We start from the raw sequence: 22559 nt of genomic DNA, 5'->3' as shown, positions 1-22559 counted from the left end.
GGCTTTCTAAGTCGTCTTTTTTAGTGATTTTGGAGACAGGAAACGATGGTAAACCGCTGTATTTTTTAAAAAAACAAAGGTGAGATTCACATGAATATGGAGGCGGTGTTTGGACATTTTCCATTATTGGAATCTGAGAAACTAGTACTAAGTAAAATCGAAGAGAAACACGTACAGGACGTGTTTTACGTTTTCATTTCTAGTCTGGTTAGGTGCCACATTATTTTTTGTGCTGTTCGGAGATGCTGTGTTGACTGATCCGGCTGAAGAAGCCTTTTTGACGAACTTTCTTCTCTTGGAAGCGGGCACCGCTCTTGTTTTATGCCTTGTGTTCTTTCTCTATCAAAAACTCGATCAATCACAGTTCGCGGTGATCAAGCTATATATGCGGATCAGCGGTCGGTTTATTGATTGATACGATTTCCCTTTGGAATCTCCCCTCATCTTCCCGGCTTTATCAAAGGGCCAAGTTTTTGCGTTTGCGATATGGATGGTATGCGCTTACTGCATGTATTTGCTCATTCCGCTGAAATTATCACATAAAAAATGATCCAGTTTTAATTTTCAGACTTTTCTTGTCAGGGAATGATTATAGAACTCGCCTAATAGGATGTTACAAAGATGTGAAGGAGGAAACGATGTGAATTTTGAGCTGACAAAAGAACAACAAATGGTGCGTGAAATGGTAAAAGATTTTGCGAAAAAAGAAATTGCTCCTCACGCTGAACATGTAGATCAAACAGGCGAGTTCCCGATGCAAACATTTGAAAAAATGGGTGAACTCGGCCTGATGGGTATTCCATTTCCAGAAGAATACGGCGGATCTGGCGGTGATACGATTTCATATGCCTTAGCGGTTGAAGAAGTCGGCAAAGCCTGCGGCAGTACTGGATTAAGCTATGCTGCAGCGGTCTCGCTAGGCGCAAGCCCTCTTTACTACTTCGGAACAGAAGAGCAAAAACAGACGCATTTGACGCCGCTGGCTTCAGGCACAGCACTCGGATCATTCGGCCTGACGGAGCCAAATGCCGGCTCAGATGCAGGAGGCACTCAAACAAAAGCGATTTCAAATGGTGACGAGTATGTAATCAACGGCGAAAAGTGCTGGATCACTAATGCAAGCTACGCACGCACAGTTATTGTAACCGCCGTAACAGGCAAAAACAAAGACGGAATAAACATCATCTCCGCATTAATCGTGCCAACTGACACACCAGGACTTACGATTACGAGCCCGTACGATAAAATGGGCGTACGCGGTTCGAATACAGCGGAAATTTTGCTTGAGGATGTAAGAGTGCCTGCGGCCAACTTACTTGGCGATCCAACAAAAGGGTTTAAACAGTTTCTATATACGCTGGACGGTGGTCGAATCTCCATCGCTGCTCTTGCAGTCGGCATTGCTCAAGCGGCCCTTGACGCATCATTGGCATATGCGAAAGAACGAAAGCAGTTTGGACAGCCGATTTCTTCATTTCAAGCGATTCAATTTAAGCTTGCTGACATGGCGATGGAAATTGATCTGGCACGGCAAATGGTGTTAAAAGCCGCCTGGCTGAAAGATCATAACCGCCCGTTCACCAAAGAAGCGGCGTACGCCAAGCTATTCGCATCTGAAATGGCGACAAGAGCTTGCAATCAAGCCATTCAAATCCATGGAGGTTCAGGCTATATGAAAGAGTATGGGGTGGAACGGATGCTGCGGGACGCAAAATTAATGGAAATCGGTGAAGGCACATCTGAAATTCAGCGTCTCGTGATCGCCAGACAGCTTTTAAAATAAAAATGTAAACGCTTTCCTATCATTAAGAAAGGAGGAACAATGAATGGCTGAACTCATCCATTCCACAATCGGCAGGCTGCTGGAACAAACAGCTGATGCGTATCCCGATCGAGATGCTGTTGTGTATCCAGACCGAAATATCCGCTATACGTACGCTCAATTTGACAGTCTGTGCCGTCAAACCGCTAAAGGTCTCATGCGGATGGGGATTGGAAAAGGAGACCACGTCGCCATATGGACTTCTAATATCCCTGAATGGCTTGCCGTCCAGTTCGCAACTGCGATGATCGGAGCCGTGCTCGTAACCGTCAATACCAATTATCAAGCACACGAACTGGACTACTTGTTAAAGCAATCGGATGCCGCCGCGCTTATTATCATGGATTCATACAGGGGCACTTCTTATCCAGACATCGTGAACAGTTTAATTCCAGAACTGCAAGAAGCAAAGCCCGGCCAACTGAAATCTGAACGCTATCCCTTTTTAAAAACGCTGCTCTATATTGGCAATAAACGGTTGCCTGGCATGTATCATTGGGACGATACAGAGATATTGGCGAAAACAGTGACAGATGCTGAGCTTGAAGAGAGAATGAACAGCCTGGATAAAGACAATGTGATTAATATGCAATACACATCAGGAACGACAGGGTTTCCAAAAGGCGTGATGCTGACCCATTTCAATGTCATCAATAACGCTGCTAATATCGCTGAATGTATGGCTTTAACCTCTCAAGACCGCATGTGCATCCCTGTTCCGTTTTTTCACTGCTTTGGATGCGTCCTTGGGGTTTTGGCATGTGTATCCGTCGGGGCAGCCATGATACCCGTGCAAGAATTTGATCCCGTTACCGTCCTTAAAACGGTAGAAAAAGAGAAATGCACAGCGCTCCATGGTGTGCCTACCATGTTTATCGCCGAGCTGCATCATCCGGATTTTGATGCATATGATCTATCGACGCTCCGAACAGGAATCATGGCCGGCTCTCCCTGTCCAAGTGAAGTGATGAAAGCTGTGATTGAAAGGATGGGCATGAAAGACATTACGATCGCCTATGGACAAACCGAAGCCTCGCCAGTCATTACACAAACGAGAGCAAATGATTCCTTCATAAGAAGAGTCGAAACTACCGGCCGTGCCCTGCCACATACTGAAGTGAAAATTGTAGAACCCGGGACATGTCAAGAAGTTCAAAGAGGCATGCAGGGAGAGCTGTGCACCCGCGGCTATCACGTCATGAAAGGCTATTATAAAGACAAAGAAGCGACCAGAAAAGCAATCAATCATGACGGATGGCTGTTTACCGGAGATCTTGCTGTCATGGATGAAGACGGGTACTGCCGCATCACTGGAAGATTAAAAGATATGCTCATCAGAGGCGGCGAGAACATTTATCCGCGGGAAATTGAAGAATTTTTATACCGGCATCCCGCTGTTTTAGATGTACAGGTCGTTGGTGTGCCTGACGCCAAATTCGGGGAGGAAGCTGCAGCCTGGATTAAACTGAAAGACGGTAAAAGCGTTTCACCTGATGAGCTTAAAGCCTATTGCAAAGGGAAAATCGCCCGCCACAAAATTCCGCGTTATGTTATTTTTACGGATGACTATCCGATGACGGCCTCAGGCAAAATTCAAAAATATAAACTGCGAGAAAAAACGATTGAAATGTTCAACCTATCATCAAGTCAATGAGGTGAAATCATGTTTACAAAAGTACTGATCGCCAACCGCGGAGAAATTGCAATGAGAATTATCCGAACATGCAGCCGTCTCGGCATTAAAACGGTCGCTGTTTATTCAGAAGCAGACAAGGACGCGCCCCATACAAAAGCCGCTACAGAGGCATATTTGATCGGGGAATCGAGAGTCAGTGAAAGTTATTTAAATATAGAGAGAATCATAAAGACGGCGAAAAAAGCAAAAGCCGACGCGATCCACCCGGGATATGGATTGTTATCAGAAAACAGCCGGTTCGCTGAACGCTGCAAGCAAGAAAAAATCGTGTTTATCGGACCTTCCCCTGATATCATCGCAAAGATGGGCAGCAAAATTGAAGCGCGAAAAGCAATGGAGGCTGCAGGTGTCCCTGTGGTGCCGGGCGTTTCTGAATCCCTCGGAGATATAGAGGCAGCCTGCCGCACCGCAAGTCAAATCGGCTATCCTGTCATGCTGAAAGCTTCAGCGGGCGGAGGGGGCATCGGAATGCAGCGTGTTGAAGATGAAGAAGCATTAAAAAAAGCGTACGAGGGAAACAAAAAACGCGCAGCAGATTTTTTCGGTGACGGGTCGATGTATATAGAAAAAGTTATTGAACATGCGCGTCACATCGAGGTTCAGCTTTTGGCCGATCAACACGGCCATACAGTACATCTGTTTGAACGTGATTGCTCTGTTCAGAGGCGCCACCAAAAAGTCATTGAAGAAGCACCGTCTCCATTTGTAGACGATGAACTAAGAATGAAGATCGGGCAAACAGCGGTAAAAGCAGCGAAGGCAATCGGCTATACGAACGCAGGCACCATCGAATTTATAGTTGACCAGAAGCAAAATTTTTATTTCCTCGAAATGAATACGAGACTGCAAGTTGAACACCCCGTGACTGAAGAAATAACTGGCCTGGACTTAGTTGAGCAGCAGCTGCGGATTGCTGCGGGCCATACACTCACATTCTCCCAAAAAGACATCCAACGGAACGGGCATGCGATAGAGGTTCGAATATACGCGGAAGATCCCAAGACCTTCTTCCCGTCACCAGGTACGATCACTGCGTTTTCACTTCCTGACCAAAAAGGAGTCAGACACGAATGTGCGGTAGCAAAAGACAGCACCGTTACCCCTTTTTATGACCCGATGATTGCTAAGATGATTGTCAAAGGCCAAACCAGAACAGAAGCAATTGAAAAACTAGAGACAGCGCTTCGCGACTATCGTGTAGAGGGAATCAAAACAAATCTTCCGCTTCTCATACAGGCTGCGGCAACAAAGGCATTTAAAGAAGGGGATGTCACGACTGACTTTTTGAAACAACACCTATAAAGGAGGCAGTTGTCATGACGGTTAGCATACAAATGGCAGGAAACCTGTGGAAAGTCCACGTCAAAGCCGGCGACCAAATCGAAAAGGGCCAGGAGGTAGCCATTTTGGAATCGATGAAAATGGAAATCCCGATCGTTGCAGATAGAAGCGGAATCGTAAAAGAAGTCAAAAAAAATGAAGGCGACTTTGTAAATGAAGGAGACGTACTGCTCGAACTGAGCAATTCCACTCAATAATTTGGAGGAAGACCATGTCATATCCTAAAAAAGTGACAATCAAAGAAGTCGGCCCGCGTGACGGCTTACAAAACGAGCCCGTATGGATCGCAACAGAGGATAAAATAACCTGGATCAACCAGCTTTCCCGGACAGGGCTTTCGTATATTGAAATCACATCCTTCGTTCACCCGAAATGGATTCCGGCGCTTCGAGATGCTATCGACGTAGCAAAAGGCATCGACCGTGAAAAAGGGGTAACGTACGCGGCACTTGTCCCGAATCAAAGAGGACTGGAGAATGCGCTTGAAGGAGGCATTAACGAAGCTTGCGTTTTTATGTCCGCCAGCGAGACGCACAACAGAAAAAACATCAATAAATCCACTTCTGAATCCCTTCATATACTCAAACAAGTAAACAACGACGCAAAAAAAGCAAACCTCACAACAAGAGCCTACCTCTCGACTGTTTTCGGCTGTCCGTACGAAAAAGATGTCCCCATTGAACAAGTCATTCGCCTTTCAGAAGCTCTATTTGAATTCGGGATTTCTGAACTGTCGCTTGGAGATACGATTGGAGCGGCTAATCCCGCCCAAGTGGAAACTGTACTTGAAGCTCTTTTGGCACGATTCCCGGCTAATCAAATTGCCCTGCATTTTCATGATACGAGAGGAACCGCTCTGGCCAACATGGTCACAGCACTCCAAATGGGCATCACGGTGTTCGATGGCTCGGCAGGCGGGCTTGGGGGATGCCCATATGCGCCAGGTTCATCAGGAAACGCCGCAACTGAGGATATCGTGTACATGCTTGAACAGATGGATATCAAAACAAATGTAAAGCTAGAAAAACTGCTATCTGCGGCCAAATGGATAGAAGAAAAAATGGGCAAACCGCTGCCGAGCAGAAATTTACAGGTGTTTAAATCATCTTGATAAAAGGGAGGACGCATACAATGGGAGACTCTATTCTTTTTACTGTTAAAAATGAACATATGGCGTTGATCACCTTAAACAGGCCTCAGGCAGCAAATGCTCTTTCAGCGGAAATGCTTAGAAACCTGCAAATGATTCTTCAGGAAATTGAATTCAACTCAAACATCCGCTGTGTCATCCTCACAGGCACCGGTGAAAAAGCGTTTTGTGCAGGGGCAGACCTGAAGGAACGGATAAAACTGAAAGAAGATCAGGTTCTGGAAAGTGTATCTCTCATTCAAAGAACGGCGGCTTTACTTGATGCCTTGCCGCAGCCGGTCATAGCTGCGATAAATGGAAGCGCATTAGGCGGCGGACTAGAATTGGCATTGGCATGCGACCTTCGAATCGCAACTGAATCAGCTGTGCTGGGACTTCCGGAAACAGGGTTAGCTATTATCCCGGGCGCTGGAGGGACCCAAAGGCTGCCCCGGCTGATTGGCAGAGGAAAAGCAAAAGAATTCATTTATACAGGCAGACGCGTGACCGCACACGAAGCAAAAGAAATCGGCCTTGTAGAGCATGTCACGGCTCCTTATGACCTTATGCCAAAAGCAGAGGAACTGGCCGCAGCCATTTCTGCCAACGGGCCGATCGCTGTCCGTCAGGCTAAATTTGCAATCAATAAAGGATTGGAGACAGATCTCGCTACAGGTCTTGCGATTGAACAAAAAGCGTATGAACAAACCATCCCGACAAAAGACAGGAGAGAAGGGCTTCAGGCCTTTCAAGAAAAAAGACGGGCCGTATACAAGGGAATATAAAAGGGAGGCAATGCTCATGGATTATGAAAAGGAACGAACAGAACGGGCTGAACGGATTCGAAAAGGCGGAGCGGAAAAGTATCATCAAAGCAATCGGGAAAAAGGCAAGCTCTTTGTCAGAGAGCGGCTTTCCCTTCTCTTTGACGATGACATTGAGCTAGAAGACGCTTTTTTTGCGGAATGTATGTCAGACGGGCTTCCCGCTGACGGAGTTGTAACCGCTATTGGCAAAATCGGCGGCCAAACCGTTTGCGTCATGGCGAATGATTCAACAGTGAAAGCGGGGTCATGGGGAGCAAAAACAGTTGAAAAAATCATCAGAATTCAAGAAACCGCCGAAAAATTAAACTGTCCGCTCATTTATTTAGTCGATTCGGCAGGCGCCCGAATTACCGACCAAATCAATGTCTTTCCAGGGAGACGCGGTGCAGGAAGAATTTTTTACAATCAAGTCAAATTATCGGGACGCATTCCGCAAATCTGTCTGCTTTTCGGACCATCTGCAGCAGGTGGCGCTTATATTCCGGCCTTCTGTGATATCGTCGTTATGGTAGACGGTAACGCCTCCATGTATTTAGGCTCGCCAAGGATGGCGGAAATGGTTATTGGAGAAAAAGTGTCTCTTGAAGAAATGGGTGGCGCCCGTATGCATTGCTCAATCTCCGGCTGCGGAGATATTCTTGCAGAAACTGAAGAAGAAGCCATACAGCTGGCGCGGGCTTATTTGTCTTACTTTCCGGCAAATTTTCAAGAAAAAGCGCCCATTCATGAGAAACGCCCGCCAAAACACTTCGACACTCCGCTTGCCGACGTCATTCCGCAAAATCAAAACGCACCTTTTGATATGCATGAGCTGATTGAGCGGGTCATAGATGAAGACTCATTTTTTGAGATCAAAGCCTTATTTGCACCGGAATTATTGACGGGCCTCGCACGAATCCACGGACAGCCTGTCGGCATTGTTGCAAACCAGCCGAAGGTAAAAGGAGGCGTCTTATTCCACGATTCAGCAGACAAAGCGGCTAAGTTTATTACCTTATGTGACGCTTTTCATATCCCATTGCTGTTCTTAGCCGATATCCCCGGTTTTATGATTGGCACAAAAGTAGAACAGGCTGGGATTATCAGACACGGAGCGAAAATGATTTCTGCGATGTCGGAGGCAACTGTTCCAAAACTCTCTGTCATTGTCCGAAAAGCTTACGGGGCGGGGTTGTATGCAATGGCAGGGCCGGCATTTGAACCGGATTGCTGTCTAGCGCTCCCAACCGCCCAAATCGCCGTCATGGGCCCTGAGGCCGCTGTAAACGCTGTCTACGCTAAAAAAATCGCCGAGCTGCCAGAAGAAGAGAGAGCCGCATTTATCAGCAGCAAACGGGAGGAATACAAAGAGGACATCAATATCTACCGTCTGGCTTCAGAAATGATCATTGATGCTGTTATCCCAGCCAATTCGCTGCGTGATGAGCTGGCCAAACGGCTCAAGGCATACATGACAAAGGAAATGACATTTACCAATCGAAAGCATCCGGTTTATCCAGTGTAAAAGCAAGAACTTAGGAGCGCAAAAAAAGCGCTCCTTTATATATTTACAATAACAACATTATGTAAACTAATTACCATTGCATAAAACGCTTGGTTTTTTAGAATAGTAAATAAAGGCTGCCGCACCTCTAGCGGCAATTGTCAGTTTATCATAAAAAGGGGCCCACATTATGTATCATTTATATTCACATAACGACTTGGACGGAGTAGGGTGCGGAATCGTAGCAAAATTAGCGTTCGGAAAAGACGTAGAGGTCCGGTATAACTCTGTCAACGGCTTAAACGCACAGGTGCAGTACTTTTTAGAAAAAGCGAAGGAGAGCAACAGACAGGACGCGTTATTCATCACCGATCTCGCCGTCAATGAAGAAAACGAAGAGAGATTGAATGAGTATGTTCATGCAGGGGGCAAAGTGAAGCTCATTGACCATCATAAAACAGCCCTTCATTTGAATGAGCATGAATGGGGATTTGTCCAGGTGGAATACGATGATGGAAGGCTCACATCCGCGACATCGCTTTTATATGGCTATCTCGTTGAAAATGGCTTCATGAAACCGACAAACGCCTTAGATCAATTCACAGAGCTCGTCCGCCAATACGATACATGGGAGTGGGAGCGGTACGATCAAAAACAGGCGAAGCGGCTTAATGATCTTTTCTTTTTGCTGTCAATCGATGAATTTGAAGCAAAAATGATCCAGCGCCTTTCCACGCATGACGAATTTTTCTTCGATGATTTTGAAGAAAAACTGCTTGATTTAGAAGACGAAAAAATCGAGCGCTACCTCCGCAGAAAGAAAAGGGAAATGGTACAAACCTTTGTTCACGAACACTGTGTAGGCATCGTTCACGCTGAATCGTACCATTCAGAGCTGGGGAACAGGCTAGGGAAAGATAACCCGCACCTCGATTACATTGCGATTTTGAGCATGGGGTCAAAACGAGTCAGTCTCCGCACCATTCATGATTACATCGATGTGTCAGAAATCGCCGGCCGATATGGCGGCGGAGGGCATGCAAAAGCGTCCGGCTGTTCAATAACCGATGAAGTATACGAGTTGTTTGTAGCTGAAGCTTTCCGCATTGATCCTGTACGGCCGGATGCCTTCCGTAACATCTATAATCTAAAGGGATCTGCGAATGGATCATTATATGAAAATCGCGCACAAATGAGATTTTTTCTTTTCCCTTTAGACAACGAATGGAATATTCAAATTAACGGAGAAACCCAAGACGAAACATTCGCAGCGTTTGAAGAAGCAGAATGGTTTATTAAGAGAAATTATGCCGCATCGCTTGTGCGGGATGAAGTGTTTGTTGCATTTTTAGCGGAGAATCTGAAGCTGGCAAATCAACATCGCAAGTAAAAAAATATGCATAGGGGAGCGTCAGTCACCCCTATGCATATCCGCTAGCTATCGTTTAAATATGGCTGTACGTTTCTTAATCACAAAATAAAGGGCTATCACGACAACAGCCAATATCATAATCGGTGTTGTATAAGTGCCCGCTATATTCTCAACATCATCCCACTGGCTTCCTAGCTGTATGCCTAAATAAACAAACAGAATAGACCATGGAATGATAGCAAGCACAGTCAGTACCACAAATTTGAGAAAAGGCATTCTGGCAATACCTGCCGGAATGGATATGGCATGTCTGACAACCGGTATAAAACGAGCCGAGAAGACAACTCCGGCGCCGTATTTCTGAAACCAGTTTTCCGACATGTCGATATGATGCTTTTTAATCAATAAATACTTCCCGTATTTGTCCAGAAATGGCCTGCCGCCATAGCGGCCGATCCAGTAAATAAAGATCTGGGCAATGGTGCCCCCGATAACACCCGCAATAATTGCGCCAATAAATCCAATCGTGCCCTCCGATACCATATAGCCGCCATAAGCTAATACAATCTCACTCGGAATGATTTCAATCATTAACCCAATCGCAATACCCGCATATCCCATGTTCGTCAGCCATGTTAAAATTTCGCTTATCAAACTGCCCACATTCTTCACAACCTGTCCTAATCTTTTTCACTATTATATGACTGATTGACGAGCAAGATGGTTACAATTTTTTTACCGCAGCATTTCTTTCGTTTCCCGTTTGATCACATCTTCTAAATAGGCCAAAAGCTGAGATCTCATTTCGGGACGTATTAAGCCGATTTCGGTGCTCGCTTTAAAACAGCCCAGCTTATCGCCAATGTCATATCGATTTCCTTCCAGCAACCGGGCATGGATCGGCTCCTTACGGCAAACCTCACGAAGCGCATCTGTCAGCTGAATTTCGTTGCCCGCGCCTCTGCCAATTGTCTTCAAAACGGAGAAGATCGAAGAATTCAGCACATAACGTCCCATTACTGCGATTTCCGAAGGTGCTTCTTCAGGAGAAGGCTTTTCCACTAAATCGTTCACTTCGTATACATGCCCTTGAGACCCTGATGTATTTATAATACCATATTTGCTGACATCCTCAGGGAGAACTGACTGTACACCGACAACCTCTGTGCCATAAACGTCATATACATCCATTAATTGCCGAAGAGCCGGTGTTTCAGACACCATAATATCATCACCTAAGAGAACGGCAAAAGGCTCATCTCCGATAAAATGCTCCGCACACAGCACCGCATGGCCTAATCCGAGCGGTTCTTTCTGGCGGATGTAATGAATGTTGGCCAAATCGGCAATCTGCTGCATTTCCTTAAGTGTCTCCGTCTTGCCTTTTTCCCGGAGATTGAATTCCAATTCCGCCGACCGATCAAAATGATCTTCAATCGAGCGTTTGTTTCTCCCTGTAATAATCAGTATATCTTCAATTCCTGACTCTGCGGCCTCTTCTACAATATATTGGATTGCTGGTTTGTCGACGATTGGGAGCATTTCTTTAGGCTGCGCCTTTGTCGCCGGCAGAAATCTCGTTCCTAAACCCGCTGCGGGTATAACCGCTTTTCTCACTTTTTTTCTCATTCATCTTCACTCCTGATCCTGTATGTTTTTCAGCGAATCTCCAAATACCCAGATTCGGTTTCCGATAAAATTCATCATCATTCCGCCGATAGTGGCGGCGAGCTTACTCACCAAAAGCGAGCAGCCGCAATTTTGAAACAAATAAAGTAGCAAAAAGGTGATCCCCGACGCGGCAATATTAATCATGAGAAAACGCACGACCTCTTTCCCGTCAGCCTTACGTTTCACACAAAACGTCCAATTCCGGTTCCACACATAGCTGTTGGCGATACCTGCAGTATAGGAGCAGATCTGCGCCGGCAGATAAGAGACATGACAAGCGGTAAGAAGAAAGAAGACACCAAAATCTATCAGCGTATTGCCGACGCCTACGGTGCAAAAACGGCCTAAGGTCTTTATTTTTTCTTTCAGCGTAACGGACCTCCCTTCATAAAAGATGCGAGTGGCAGTCATATTTGTTGATATGGATTACTATAGCGGACAGTGTTGAATAAACAATTAATAAAATATGAACAAAACATGAAAAAGCGGGTATACCGCTCAATAGTCTTATACTCTTGAAAAAAACAGCCGCATTGAACGGCTGTTTTTTGTGTCTGAAAACATACAAATATAAACGGAGTGTTAGCCCCATCTTATCAATGAATAAATGTATCCAGTTCCTTTGTAGAATCGAACACTAACTCCTCCAAAAGTTTCTATACACAATTTTTTTAATGATGTAGGATGTTAGATAAAGGGATATCTTGGATAATGATGTAATCTCCGTTCAATGTGATTAGTGGGAGGCCATGAACAATCCTGTCTTTTTATTTTCTGGACAATGGTCGCTAGGAATGGAGAAGTTTTTTTGAACAATTTTGAAGGAGTGGTGCGATCTCCTCGAAGAAAAGAGAGAATGGAGACACATGAAGATGAGCTTTCAGAACAACTGGGAACATTGCTAAACAGCTTCCGGCTACTTTATGCGTGCAATCTTCGTGACCTGTTGTTATCAAATTCCAAAAGAAAATCCCCCATTTTAAGGAAAAAGGAGGATGTGAAGTGATGAGGAAAAAGTGTAGCGTATGTTTATGGATTCTAGTTTTATTATTGAGCTGCTTATCTGGGAAGTCTGCGTATGCTGCCACTAGTACTACAATTGCAAAACATATAGGGAATTCAAACCCGCTTATCGACCATCATTTGGGAGCGGATCCGGTTGCGCTGACCTATAACGGAAGAGTCTACATCTATATGTCAAGTGATGACTATGAATATAATAGCAACGGAACAATTAAAGATAATTCATTTGCCAATTTGAATAGAGTATTCGTCATATCTTCAGCGGATATGGTGAACTGGACAGACCACGGAGCCATTCCGGTAGCAGGTGCCAATGGAGCTAATGGAGGCCGTGGAATTGCAAAATGGGCAGGTGCGTCATGGGCACCGTCAATCGCAGTAAAAAAAATCAATGGCAAGGATAAATTCTTCCTTTATTTCGCAAACAGCGGCGGAGGTATCGGGGTTCTCACCGCAGACAGCCCGATTGGTCCATGGACCGATCCAATCGGAAAACCGCTCGTAACGCCTAGTACGCCAGGAATGTCTGGTGTTGTATGGCTTTTTGATCCGGCAGTATTTGTAGATGACGACGGAACCGGTTACCTGTATGCCGGCGGAGGCGTTCCTGGCGGTTCAAATCCAACGCAGGGACAATGGGCCAATCCTAAAACGGCAAGGGTCATAAAATTAGGGCCTGATATGACGAGTGTTGAGGGAAGTGCATCTACAATTGATGCGCCTTTCATGTTTGAAGATTCCGGATTGCACAAGTATAACGGAACATACTACTATTCCTATTGCATCAATTTCGGCGGCATGCACCCGGCCGATAAACCCCCAGGTGAGATCGGCTACATGACCAGTTCAAATCCCATGGGTCCCTTTACATATAGAGGGCACTTCCTGAAAAATCCGGGTGCATTTTTCGGAGGCGGCGGAAACAACCATCATGCTGTTTTCAATTTTAAAAACGAGTGGTATGTGGTGTACCACGCGCAAACTGTCAGTTCCGCTCTGTTCGGGGCCGGCAAAGGATACCGTTCTCCCCATATTAATAAGCTGGTGCATAACCCAGATGGATCCATCCAAGAGGTAGCAGCAAATTATGCAGGTGTAACACAGCTTTCCAATTTGAATCCTTATAACCGGGTAGAAGCTGAAACGTTTGCTTGGAATGGACGCATTTTGACAGAGAAGTCCACAGCACCCGGCGGGCCAGTAAATAATCAGCATGTAACAAGCATTCAAAATGGAGACTGGATTGCTGTAGGAAATGCAGACTTCGGAGCGGGCGGTGCCAGGTCATTTAAAGCAAATGTAGCATCCACTTTAGGCGGGAAAATAGAAGTGCGCCTCGATAGTGCAGACGGTAAGCTTGTTGGAACTCTGAATGTGCCTTCAACAGGCGGAGCGCAAACGTGGAGAGAAATAGAAACTGCAGTAAGCGGGGCAACCGGTGTGCACAAAGTATTCTTTGTATTTACCGGAACAGGTACAGGAAACTTGTTTAATTTTGATTACTGGCAGTTTACGCAAAGATAGCACTCGTAATGGGACCGCTTAAAAACGAGGCGGGTGAAGTACGAGCCATCACCGGAACAGCCCGCCATTATGGATATGCCATGCAGATTTTTTAATACCGTAAAAGACACATGACGAAGGAGAGGAATAAATGATTCCACGCATTAAAAAAACAATTTGTGTATTATTAGTATGTTTCACTATGTTGCCAGTCATGTTAGGGCCAGGCGCTACTGAAGTTTTGGCAGCCAGTGATGTAACAGTTAATGTATCTGCAGAGAAACAAGTGATTCGCGGTTTTGGAGGGATGAATCACCCGGCTTGGATTGGGGATCTTACAGCAGCTCAAAGAGAAACTGCTTTTGGCAATGGACAGAACCAGTTAGGATTTTCAATCTTAAGAATTCATGTAGATGAAAATCGAAATAATTGGTATAAAGAGGTGGAGACTGCAAAGAGTGCGGTCAAACATGGAGCAATCGTTTTTGCTTCTCCTTGGAATCCTCCAAGTGATATGGTTGAGACCTTTAATCGTAATGGTGACACATCGGCTAAACGGCTGAAATACAACAAGTACGCAGCATACGCGCAGCATCTTAACGATTTTGTTACCTTCATGAAGAATAATGGTGTGAATCTTTACGCGATTTCGGTACAAAACGAGCCTGATTACGCTCACGAGTGGACGTGGTGGACGCCGCAAGAAATACTTCGCTTTATGAGAGAAAACGCCGGCTCAATCAATGCCCGCGTCATTGCGCCTGAGTCATTTCAATACTTGAAGAATTTGTCGGACCCGATTTTGAACGATCCGCAGGCTCTTGCCAATATGGATATTCTCGGAACTCACCTGTACGGCACACAGGTCAGCCAATTCCCTTATCCTCTTTTCAAACAAAAAGGAGCGGGGAAGGACCTTTGGATGACGGAAGTATACTATCCAAACAGTGATAACAACTCGGCGGATCGATGGCCTGAGGCATTGGATGTTTCACAGCATATTCACAATGCGATGGTAGAGGGGGACTTTCAAGCTTATGTATGGTGGTACATCCGAAGATCATATGGACCTATGAAAGAAGATGGTACGATCAGCAAACGCGGCTACAATATGGCTCATTTCTCAAAGTTTGTGCGTCCCGGCTATGTAAGGATTGATGCAACGAAAAACCCTAATGCGAACGTTTACGTGTCAGCCTATAAAGGTGACAACAAGGTCGTTATTGTTGCCATCAATAAAAGCAACACAGGAGTCAACCAAAACTTTGTTTTGCAGAATGGATCTGCTTCAAACGTATCTAGATGGATCACGAGCAGCAGCAGCAATCTACAACCTGGAACGAATCTCACTGTATCAGGCAATCATTTTTGGGCTCATCTTCCAGCTCAAAGCGTGACAACATTTGTTGTAAATCGTTAAGAGCACAAAGACACACATAAATAATAGAGTGTCTGAATTGGCGATTTTCCGATTGGGAAATCGCTTTTTTATTTTGTTGCTGAATTACAGGAAGAAGAAAGGATGTACATAAAAACAGCAAAGCTTTATTCTTCATCTTTTCTAGTTTACATAATATATATTCTAGGAAGTAAACAAAATAAATAAATTTCTGTCTCAATATCAAAGTATACTTAAGTTAGTGAGACAGAAATTGAAATTTTACTGCTGAATGACAAATCAAAAAAATGGTGTTGTCAATCCATAATAAACGGCTTCTAAATCTTCCAGCGTCATATCGCCATATGCGCATTTGATAACAGAATCAGCAAACACATCATAGTCATAATCTGTAGAAAATCCTTGCTGCAGCTGTTTTTCGTAAACTTCGATCTGATCTTTTTGATGCTGGATGTCTTTTTCCTTACCTGGATAGTCGGGACCATTTATCATATTACTCATTTTTTTATACAGCACCATATACTGTTTCAGTATTTCATCCACAACGCAAACCTCCTATTAGATGATAAAAACGGACATCGTTACTGATGTCCGCCAAAAAAAAGCTTAACTAATTTGGTTCTGTTCCCCAAATCAGTTTTCCTTGATCATATAATGTGATTTTTTTCGTTGTTTTAAACGTATTTGATTTGAAAAAGGAATAATCGCCGCTTTGTGCATAATTGCTCCAGTCATCATTGTGAAGACGGAGCTGAATATTCCCTGTGCTTGCTCCCGGTGCCAACGTTCCGTTTTTAAATCCAAGTTCCAGATAGGTATCTGCACCTTGCTTTGGTTTATGCAACGTCACAAACTTGTGTGTCACATTGCCGCATCCAATCTGCGCGTAGTCACAGTCAAAGTTTTGGCCTTTGTTTTTCGCTTTATACCAGTAACGGGCAGTGACATCTTTTAAATCAACCGTGGTATTGCCGTTATTTTTTATTTGAAGCTGCGGACGGATTTGGTTGCTGTTCATACTCCCATCCCCTGCTCTGTACTGTACAGAAATACCATTTTCCTGTGTGGGTTTATCTTTTGATGGCGTTTCAGGAATGTCCTTCGTCGAATCTTTGGTGCCGAGAATGTTTTCTCTAACGAATGTTCCTGAAGCAGATAAATCTGACAACCGCCAGCCGCCTGTTTTAGATGCCCCCGGCTTTAAAGCTGAGGATGATTCCTGCTTATCAGAAAGATTCCAGTTCACCCAGCTGATGGTCTTGCTGTCGAGATATTTCAGCCATTCCCTCGATTGATCAAGGAATACACCGCCATTGCCAGACGCGTCGCTTGTTCCCCACTCTGTCACAAAAATAGGTGCTCCTTTGCTGAGTGCATAGTTTGCTTTATCCCGTAAAAATTGGCCGTGTGTGCCGGCATAAAAATGAAGTGCGTACATAACGTTTGCATCTTTTAGCTGGTCATCGGCAGCATCATTCACATCCTGGCTCCATGTACCGGTTCCGACAATGATGATGTTGTCTGGATCATTTTTGCGGATAACTGAAATCACTTCTTCCGCATATGGTTTAATATCACGCTTCCAGTTCACATCACCGTTTGGTTCGTTTGCAATTTCATAAATGACGTTTGGCGTGTTTCCGTAAAGGCTTGACATTTCCTTGAAGAATTCTTTTGCCTTCTCTTTATTTTGGTTTGGATTACCGTCATTTAAGATATGCCAGTCAATGATGACATATATCCCAAGCTCTTTTGCCGCTTCAACCGCTTCTTTTACTTTATTTTTCACGGACGGGTTGTCAATATAACCGCCATCTGCCGTATACATCGCTGCACGGAAAACGGTGATACCCCAATCATCTCTCAGCCATTTTAAGCTGTCTTTATTGACATATTCTCCATACCATTGCAATCCGTGTGAACTGATCCCCTTCAGCTGTACCGCTTTACCGTCTCGGTTAACGAGCTGTGTACCTTTTATGCTAAGCTGGCCATTCTTGGCTACTGGCGTTTTTGTCCCTGCTGCTGATGCCGGCGAAGCTATCATGCCGCCCATTGTCAATAACGTAATCAATAAACACGTAATAAAAATAGAGATTGACCGTTTCATATCTGATCTTTTCCTCCTTCGCATCATTTTGGCTCTACACTTCTTATGAGCACGAACTCATTGTAAAAATCTTTCTCATGATTGTCTATCAACCTAATTTCTTGTTTTTGGGAGGTTTAAAAGCCTGTCAATTTGCTCTACCTCCAATGAATAAGACACACATGACACATATAGAACAAAGAAAACTGGACTGAATTGGGACTTTACACGTCATTTTTCATTCGAGTCGAAAAATTAAATTTATTTCCAATAATGAAAAAGCTGCATTCAACTATTGAATGCAGCTTTGTTTTATATTTATATTATACTTCTTGTTTCTCATCTTCCCATGTTTCAGCGTTTTTCAGCCCTGGGATGTTTTTCGCTTTGAATACAGGATCAAGTCCTTGTTTACGCTGTTTCGCGTAATCTTTATACACTTTGTAGGCAACGTTTGACAGCAGCGTAATCACAATTAAGTTGATCAGCGCCATGATACCCATAAAGAGGTCCGCCATATCCCAAACGATTTGGAAGCCTGATAAAGATCCATACACAACCATAGCAATTACAGCGATACGGTAAATGTTCAGCCATGTTTTGCTTGTTTTAATAAATTCAATGTTTGTCTCGCCATAATAATAGTTGCCGACAACTGAACTGAATGCAAACAAGAACATTGCGACTGCGATGAAAGTCGGCGCCCAGCCTCCAATATGATGGTTAAGAGCAGCCTGTGTGACTTGGATGCCGTCGCCTTTTGGCGTTACACTGTACAGCAAAATAATAAATGCTGTGGACGTACATATGATAAATGTATCGAAAAATACGCCTAATGTTTGAATAAAGCCTTGCTTTGCCGGATGGGATACATGAGCCGTCGCAGCCGCGTTTGGTGCGCTCCCCATTCCTGCTTCGTTTGAAAAAAGTCCGCGTTGCGCACCGATAACGATGATGCCGCCTATTCCGCCGCCGACGACTTGTTCAAAACCTAAAGCATTTTTAACAATTGTAGCGATAACGCCAGGGAAAGCCGTAATATTCGTGATGACAACAAATAAAGCGATAAAAATATAAATGCCTGCCATAACCGGCACAATTAACTGTGAAACAGCGACAACACGTTTTAAACCGCCGAAAATGATAAACGCAGTTAAAACCGCCAGAACTATGGCTACAACTATTTTATTCACATGGAATGCGCCATCCAATGCTCCAGCAATTGTATTTGTTTGAACAGCGTTAAAAATCAAGCCGAATGAGACGGTAATTAAGATTGCAAAAACGATGCCAAGCCATCTGGCACCAAGACCCTTTTGAATATAGTAAGCCGGGCCTCCGCGGAAATCCTCCCCGTCTCTCACCTTATAAAGCTGCGCTAACGTACTCTCAACAAAGCTTGAAGCCATGCCTACTGCAGCTACTACCCACATCCAAAATACAGCGCCTGGTCCGCCTGTCGCAATTGCTAAGGCTACACCAGTCAAATTCCCTGTGCCGACTCGGGATGCGGCCGAAATAAAGAATGCCTGCATAGATGAAACACCTTTATTTCCTTCCGGCTTCTCCCCTACTATTCTGAACATTTCAATAAAATAACGGAATTGGATAAAACCAAAACGTATGGTAAAAAATAATCCAAGCCCTATTAAAATATAAAATAGGTATTTCCAGATGAAATCACTTGGAATATTAATCAAACTATTGAAAAAAGACTCCATATTTACCTCCCGTTTTCATCAATTCAATACGAATTCGATTTTGATGTTAGATTTTTTAACATAACGAGTTTTATTATATCACAATATGACGAATTAGGAAGTTTTTTCGAGAAGAATATTGTCATAGCCAGATGTTACTCTGTCGACCCCTTCTCTATTATTTTCCTACGAATAAAAACATTCCTTGCAAGCTGGCTTTAAAAAAAGAGTACCCTATTAACAATGTAATCATTTCTTCCCATTCTCTTGCCTTTCTCTTTGATTTACACATAAATAAAGTAATAAATCCTAAACAACAAACATATCATTTAAAATATGTTTTTATTCACACCATAAACCGGGTATACATACGCTAATAAAAGAAGTTTTCTCTTTCAAAAATAAGCAAAAAGATATATACTTAACAAAGTTAAGTTTATTTTTAAATTTAATAAATCAGGTTTACTTTTAGGATGGATTGGGGTATTATTATAAAAATATTCAGTAATATTAAAGGAGGGGGAGATCATTTGAAAAAAGTAACGATATTGAAAGCATCCATCTTATTCTTGGCGATTGCCAGTTTTCATTTGCTCTCAATTCCCCACGCCTTTGATATCGGCCATCATTATAAAGCCGTAGCCGACCAGCAGGAAATGCATGAAATGAAAGCCGGCCAAAATGCTGATGATGAGAAGAAATCCATCACAGGGGCATTTACGCTGACCGCTTTATGGGCAATGGCTGTTCTGCTGCTGACCGCTGAAAGCAAAAGTACGGGATACTCCCGCAGACGTCAGCGGAAAAAAAGCTTTATACTGGCCAAATTTTATCAATCGTCTTATTTCGGCAAACTTCATGTTCAACATCACCCGATTATGTAACGAAAATATGGGGAGGCTGTTAAACATGTTGTTTATCTTAAGAATGGTGATTTTAGGCTTATTTTCTTTCACAGCGCTGAATTTATTTGTATGGCAGGGGATTGAAGTCATTCATGCTGTAACAGATCTATTCACCAACCATGAAAGCTGATAAAAAACAAACGAAACCCGCTCATATAGTATGAGCGGGTTTTTTATTATTGTTCTGTATGAAGGCGCCAAACAGCTGTAACCTTGCCTGATTCCTCTTCATCAAAAAAGAAAGAGCCATTGCTGTATCTGTCGTTTGTCCGCAACTCTTTTGCCTGCAGTTCTTTTCTATCGCCTTTTTCTGTTTCTGCCATTAGCCGCTGTTCAAGACCGCAAGCGAACAGTGCTACAACACGGTGAGGATTCTTTTTCAGTTCCCTTAGCATTACGACACCGCGTTTTGCGCGGGATGTCTTCTCGAACTCAGAAAGACTCATGCGTTTTACCGCTCCCCGCTGTGTGAACAAGACAATTGAATCAGATTGCTGAAGGATCTCACCGGAGACAACAAAGTCATCCTCTTTTAAGTTAATCCCTTTGACACCTGCCGCACGCGCGCCAACTACATTCACTTCGTCTTCTCCAAACCATAGACCATACCCTAAGTGAGTGGCCATAAAGATCTGGCTTTCCCCATTTGTTACATGTACATCAATCAGTTCATCTTCACCCTTCAGATTTAAGGCTACAAGCGCCTTAGAATAACGCTGTGCTTTATAATGGGTGAGCTCTGTCTTTTTCACCATCCCGTTTTTCGTAAAGAATAGAAGATATGCCGACGGATCAAATTCTTTTATCGGTATAGCCTTTACAATCGTTTCATCACGGTCAATAGTGATCAGATTTGAAAAATGCTGGCCCATGTCCTTCCATCTGATATCAGGCAGCTGGTGAACAGGACAATAGATGTAGCTTCCTTTGTTCGTAAAGAGCAGCAGCACGTCTGTCGTATTCATTTCAAACTGATGCAGCATCCTGTCCGTATCTTTCATTCCGAAGTCCTGACCGTTGGAAGCGGCAAATGAGCGCTGGCTCGTCCGTTTTAGGTAACCATCCTTCGTAACGGTTACATATACATCCTCAGATGCAACCATGACTTCGAGATTGATTTTAATTTCTTCAATTTTTTCTTCAATCACGGAGCGTCTCGTATCTGCATATTTCTTTTTCAGTGCTTTTAAGCTGTTTGTAATCACTTTTAGCAGTTTTTTATCATTGCTCAGAATAGATTCGAGCTCTTCAATTTTTTTACCGAGCTCTTCTGCCTCTTCCTTAAGCGCTGTAATATCTGTATTGGTTAAACGATATAGCTGCAATGACACGATGGCTTCAGCCTGAGGCTCCGTAAATTCATATTTCGCGATCAAATTGTTTTTAGCGTCACGTTTATCGCTAGAAGAACGGATTGTTGCAATCACTTCATCTAAAATAGACAAAGCTTTCATGAGCCCTTCTACGATATGATGTCTGTCTTTTGCTTTTTGAAGCTCATAAACGGACCGATTTGTGACAACTTCCTTTTGGTGTCCGATATATGCATCCAAAATAGACGGCAGGCTCATCAGCATCGGACGGCGGTTATGGATAGCTACCATATTGAAGTTATATGTGATCTGCAAATCAGTATTTTTGTATAAGAAATTCAAAATACCTTTGGCATCAGCTTCTTTTTTCAGTTCAATGACCACTCTCAGCCCTGTTCGATCCGTTTCATCACGAACCTCTGAGATGCCTTCAACCTTTTTATCAATACGGAACTCGTCCATTTTTTTTACAAGGTTTGCTTTATTTACTTCAAATGGAATTTCAGTAATGACAATTTGTTCTCGTCCGCCTCTGATTGTTTCAATTTCAGCCTTTCCGCGGATAATGATTTTTCCTTTTCCGGTTTCGTAAGCTTTTCTTATCCCTTCAACGCCCTGAATAATACCGCCTGTCGGAAAATCAGGCCCTTTAATGACTTCCATGAGTTCATCAACAGAGCAAGAAGGCATTTGAATACGCTTAATGACAGCATCAATGACTTCTCCCAGATGATGAGGGGGAATGTCGGTCGCGTATCCTGCTGAAATCCCGGTAGATCCGTTGACCAATAGGTTAGGAAACATCGCCGGGAGTACGACAGGCTCCTTGCTTGTATCATCGAAGTTCGGCACAAATTCAACCGTGTTTTTGTCAATATCCCGAAGAAGCTCAGATGCTATCGGAGATAATCGTGCCTCTGTATAACGCATGGCTGCCGGGGGATCTCCGTCGATGCTTCCATTGTTTCCATGCATTTCGATTAACACATTACGAACTTTCCAATCCTGGCTCATCCGCACCATTGCTTCATAAACCGAGCTGTCACCGTGCGGATGATAGTTACCGATGACGTTACCGACCGTTTTGGCCGCTTTTCTGAAGTTTTTATCAAACGTGTTTCCATCTGTATGCATTGCATACAGAATTCTGCGCTGTACCGGCTTTAATCCGTCTCTCGCATCGGGCAGCGCCCTGTCTTGAATAATATATTTACTGTAGCGTCCAAAACGGTCGCCGATCACCTCTTCTAATGGTAAATCATGAAATAATTCTGGCTGTGACAATC

At 43.8% G+C, this 22559-nt stretch carries 20 protein-coding genes and 1 pseudogene; 14 read left to right on the top strand and 7 right to left on the bottom strand.

The window, feature by feature from the left end; genetic code table 11:
* Window positions 1-90: 90 nt before the first annotated feature.
* The 10 genes and pseudogenes from MKX71_RS09835 to nrnB all read left to right on the top strand — a co-directional run bounded on the left by MKX71_RS09835 (window position 91) and on the right by nrnB (window position 9688).
* Window positions 91-258, top strand: coding sequence for a hypothetical protein (locus MKX71_RS09835; protein WP_032729029.1), 168 nt, complete (start codon window positions 91-93; stop codon window positions 256-258).
* Window positions 248-550 (top strand): annotated as a pseudogene (locus MKX71_RS09830) (DUF5367 family protein). Before MKX71_RS09835 ends, MKX71_RS09830 begins: the two are co-directional and overlap by 11 nt.
* 90 nt (window positions 551-640) lie before the next feature.
* Window positions 641-1783 (top strand): acyl-CoA dehydrogenase, encoded by a 1143-nt coding sequence (locus MKX71_RS09825; RefSeq protein ID WP_101172428.1) that lies wholly within the window; start codon window positions 641-643, stop codon window positions 1781-1783.
* Between the two features lie 43 nt (window positions 1784-1826).
* Window positions 1827-3476, top strand: a complete 1650-nt coding sequence (locus MKX71_RS09820) for an AMP-binding protein (RefSeq protein WP_339232000.1) — start codon at window positions 1827-1829, stop codon at window positions 3474-3476.
* A gap of 9 nt (window positions 3477-3485) precedes the next feature.
* Window positions 3486-4820 (top strand): acetyl-CoA carboxylase biotin carboxylase subunit, encoded by a 1335-nt coding sequence (locus MKX71_RS09815; RefSeq protein WP_101172430.1) that lies wholly within the window; start codon window positions 3486-3488, stop codon window positions 4818-4820.
* A 14-nt stretch (window positions 4821-4834) separates the two neighbouring features.
* Entirely contained in the window at window positions 4835-5056 is a 222-nt protein-coding gene (locus tag MKX71_RS09810; RefSeq protein WP_014479957.1) for an acetyl-CoA carboxylase biotin carboxyl carrier protein subunit, read from the top strand.
* 14 nt (window positions 5057-5070) lie between these two features.
* Window positions 5071-5970, top strand: coding sequence for a hydroxymethylglutaryl-CoA lyase (ldeG, locus tag MKX71_RS09805; RefSeq protein WP_015714026.1), 900 nt, complete (start codon window positions 5071-5073; stop codon window positions 5968-5970).
* A 20-nt stretch (window positions 5971-5990) separates the two neighbouring features.
* Window positions 5991-6773 (top strand): enoyl-CoA hydratase, encoded by a 783-nt coding sequence (locus tag MKX71_RS09800; protein ID WP_114523485.1) that lies wholly within the window; start codon window positions 5991-5993, stop codon window positions 6771-6773.
* Between the two features lie 10 nt (window positions 6774-6783).
* A complete protein-coding gene (locus MKX71_RS09795) occupies window positions 6784-8319 on the top strand; it encodes an acyl-CoA carboxylase subunit beta (protein WP_080344200.1) in 1536 nt (511 codons plus the stop codon).
* A gap of 169 nt (window positions 8320-8488) precedes the next feature.
* A complete protein-coding gene (gene nrnB / locus MKX71_RS09790) occupies window positions 8489-9688 on the top strand; it encodes an oligoribonuclease NrnB (protein WP_015714023.1) in 1200 nt (399 codons plus the stop codon).
* Window positions 9689-9736: 48 nt separating this feature from the next.
* On the opposite strand, the gene MKX71_RS09785 is transcribed toward nrnB, so the two are convergent.
* The 3 genes from MKX71_RS09785 to MKX71_RS09775 all read right to left on the bottom strand — a co-directional run bounded on the left by MKX71_RS09785 (window position 9737) and on the right by MKX71_RS09775 (window position 11752).
* A complete protein-coding gene (locus MKX71_RS09785; protein ID WP_003231529.1) occupies window positions 9737-10333 on the bottom strand; it encodes a DedA family protein in 597 nt (198 codons plus the stop codon).
* 72 nt (window positions 10334-10405) lie between these two features.
* Window positions 10406-11299: a UTP--glucose-1-phosphate uridylyltransferase GalU gene (gene galU / locus MKX71_RS09780; protein ID WP_277737176.1), complete on the bottom strand. Its 894-nt coding sequence runs from the start codon at window positions 11297-11299 to the stop codon at window positions 10406-10408.
* A 6-nt stretch (window positions 11300-11305) separates the two neighbouring features.
* On the bottom strand, window positions 11306-11752 hold the full coding sequence (locus MKX71_RS09775; RefSeq protein ID WP_167408187.1) for a GtrA family protein: 447 nt from the start codon (window positions 11750-11752) through the stop codon (window positions 11306-11308).
* A 594-nt stretch (window positions 11753-12346) separates the two neighbouring features.
* Here MKX71_RS09775 and xynD point away from each other — a divergent pair.
* Together xynD and xynC are read left to right on the top strand one after the other, a co-directional pair.
* Window positions 12347-13888 carry an alpha-L-arabinofuranosidase gene (xynD, locus tag MKX71_RS09770; RefSeq protein ID WP_192858407.1) on the top strand — a complete coding sequence of 514 codons (1542 nt, stop codon included), beginning with the start codon at window positions 12347-12349 and terminating at the stop codon, window positions 13886-13888.
* 130 nt (window positions 13889-14018) lie between these two features.
* Entirely contained in the window at window positions 14019-15287 is a 1269-nt protein-coding gene (gene xynC, locus MKX71_RS09765) for a glucuronoarabinoxylan endo-1,4-beta-xylanase XynC (protein WP_015251993.1), read from the top strand.
* Between the two features lie 258 nt (window positions 15288-15545).
* Here the strand turns inward: xynC and MKX71_RS09760 are convergent, their stop codons facing one another.
* The 3 genes from MKX71_RS09760 to MKX71_RS09750 all read right to left on the bottom strand — a co-directional run bounded on the left by MKX71_RS09760 (window position 15546) and on the right by MKX71_RS09750 (window position 19076).
* Window positions 15546-15809, bottom strand: coding sequence for a YnfE family protein (locus MKX71_RS09760; protein ID WP_003231535.1), 264 nt, complete (start codon window positions 15807-15809; stop codon window positions 15546-15548).
* A gap of 67 nt (window positions 15810-15876) precedes the next feature.
* Entirely contained in the window at window positions 15877-17376 is a 1500-nt protein-coding gene (eglS, locus tag MKX71_RS09755) for an endo-1,4-beta-glucanase EglS (RefSeq protein ID WP_003231540.1), read from the bottom strand.
* A 302-nt stretch (window positions 17377-17678) separates the two neighbouring features.
* Window positions 17679-19076 carry an alanine/glycine:cation symporter family protein gene (locus MKX71_RS09750; RefSeq protein WP_339231998.1) on the bottom strand — a complete coding sequence of 466 codons (1398 nt, stop codon included), beginning with the start codon at window positions 19074-19076 and terminating at the stop codon, window positions 17679-17681.
* 509 nt (window positions 19077-19585) lie between these two features.
* On the opposite strand from MKX71_RS09750, the gene MKX71_RS09745 reads away from it, so the two are divergent.
* On the top strand, window positions 19586-19939 hold the full coding sequence (locus MKX71_RS09745) for a hypothetical protein (RefSeq protein ID WP_014476950.1): 354 nt from the start codon (window positions 19586-19588) through the stop codon (window positions 19937-19939).
* A 25-nt stretch (window positions 19940-19964) separates the two neighbouring features.
* Window positions 19965-20090: a hypothetical protein gene (locus MKX71_RS09740; RefSeq protein ID WP_003231548.1), complete on the top strand. Its 126-nt coding sequence runs from the start codon at window positions 19965-19967 to the stop codon at window positions 20088-20090.
* Window positions 20091-20136: 46 nt separating this feature from the next.
* Here MKX71_RS09740 and parC read toward each other — a convergent pair whose 3' ends face one another.
* Window positions 20137-22557, bottom strand: a complete 2421-nt coding sequence (gene parC, locus MKX71_RS09735; protein ID WP_339231996.1) for a DNA topoisomerase IV subunit A — start codon at window positions 22555-22557, stop codon at window positions 20137-20139.
* Between the last annotated feature and the right edge of the window lie 2 nt (window positions 22558-22559).

This window comes from Bacillus sp. FSL M8-0071 (assembly GCF_037975455.1).
GTDB classification, from domain to species: domain Bacteria; phylum Bacillota; class Bacilli; order Bacillales; family Bacillaceae; genus Bacillus; species Bacillus subtilis.
This window is presented reverse-complemented; position numbering and strand designations above follow the sequence as displayed.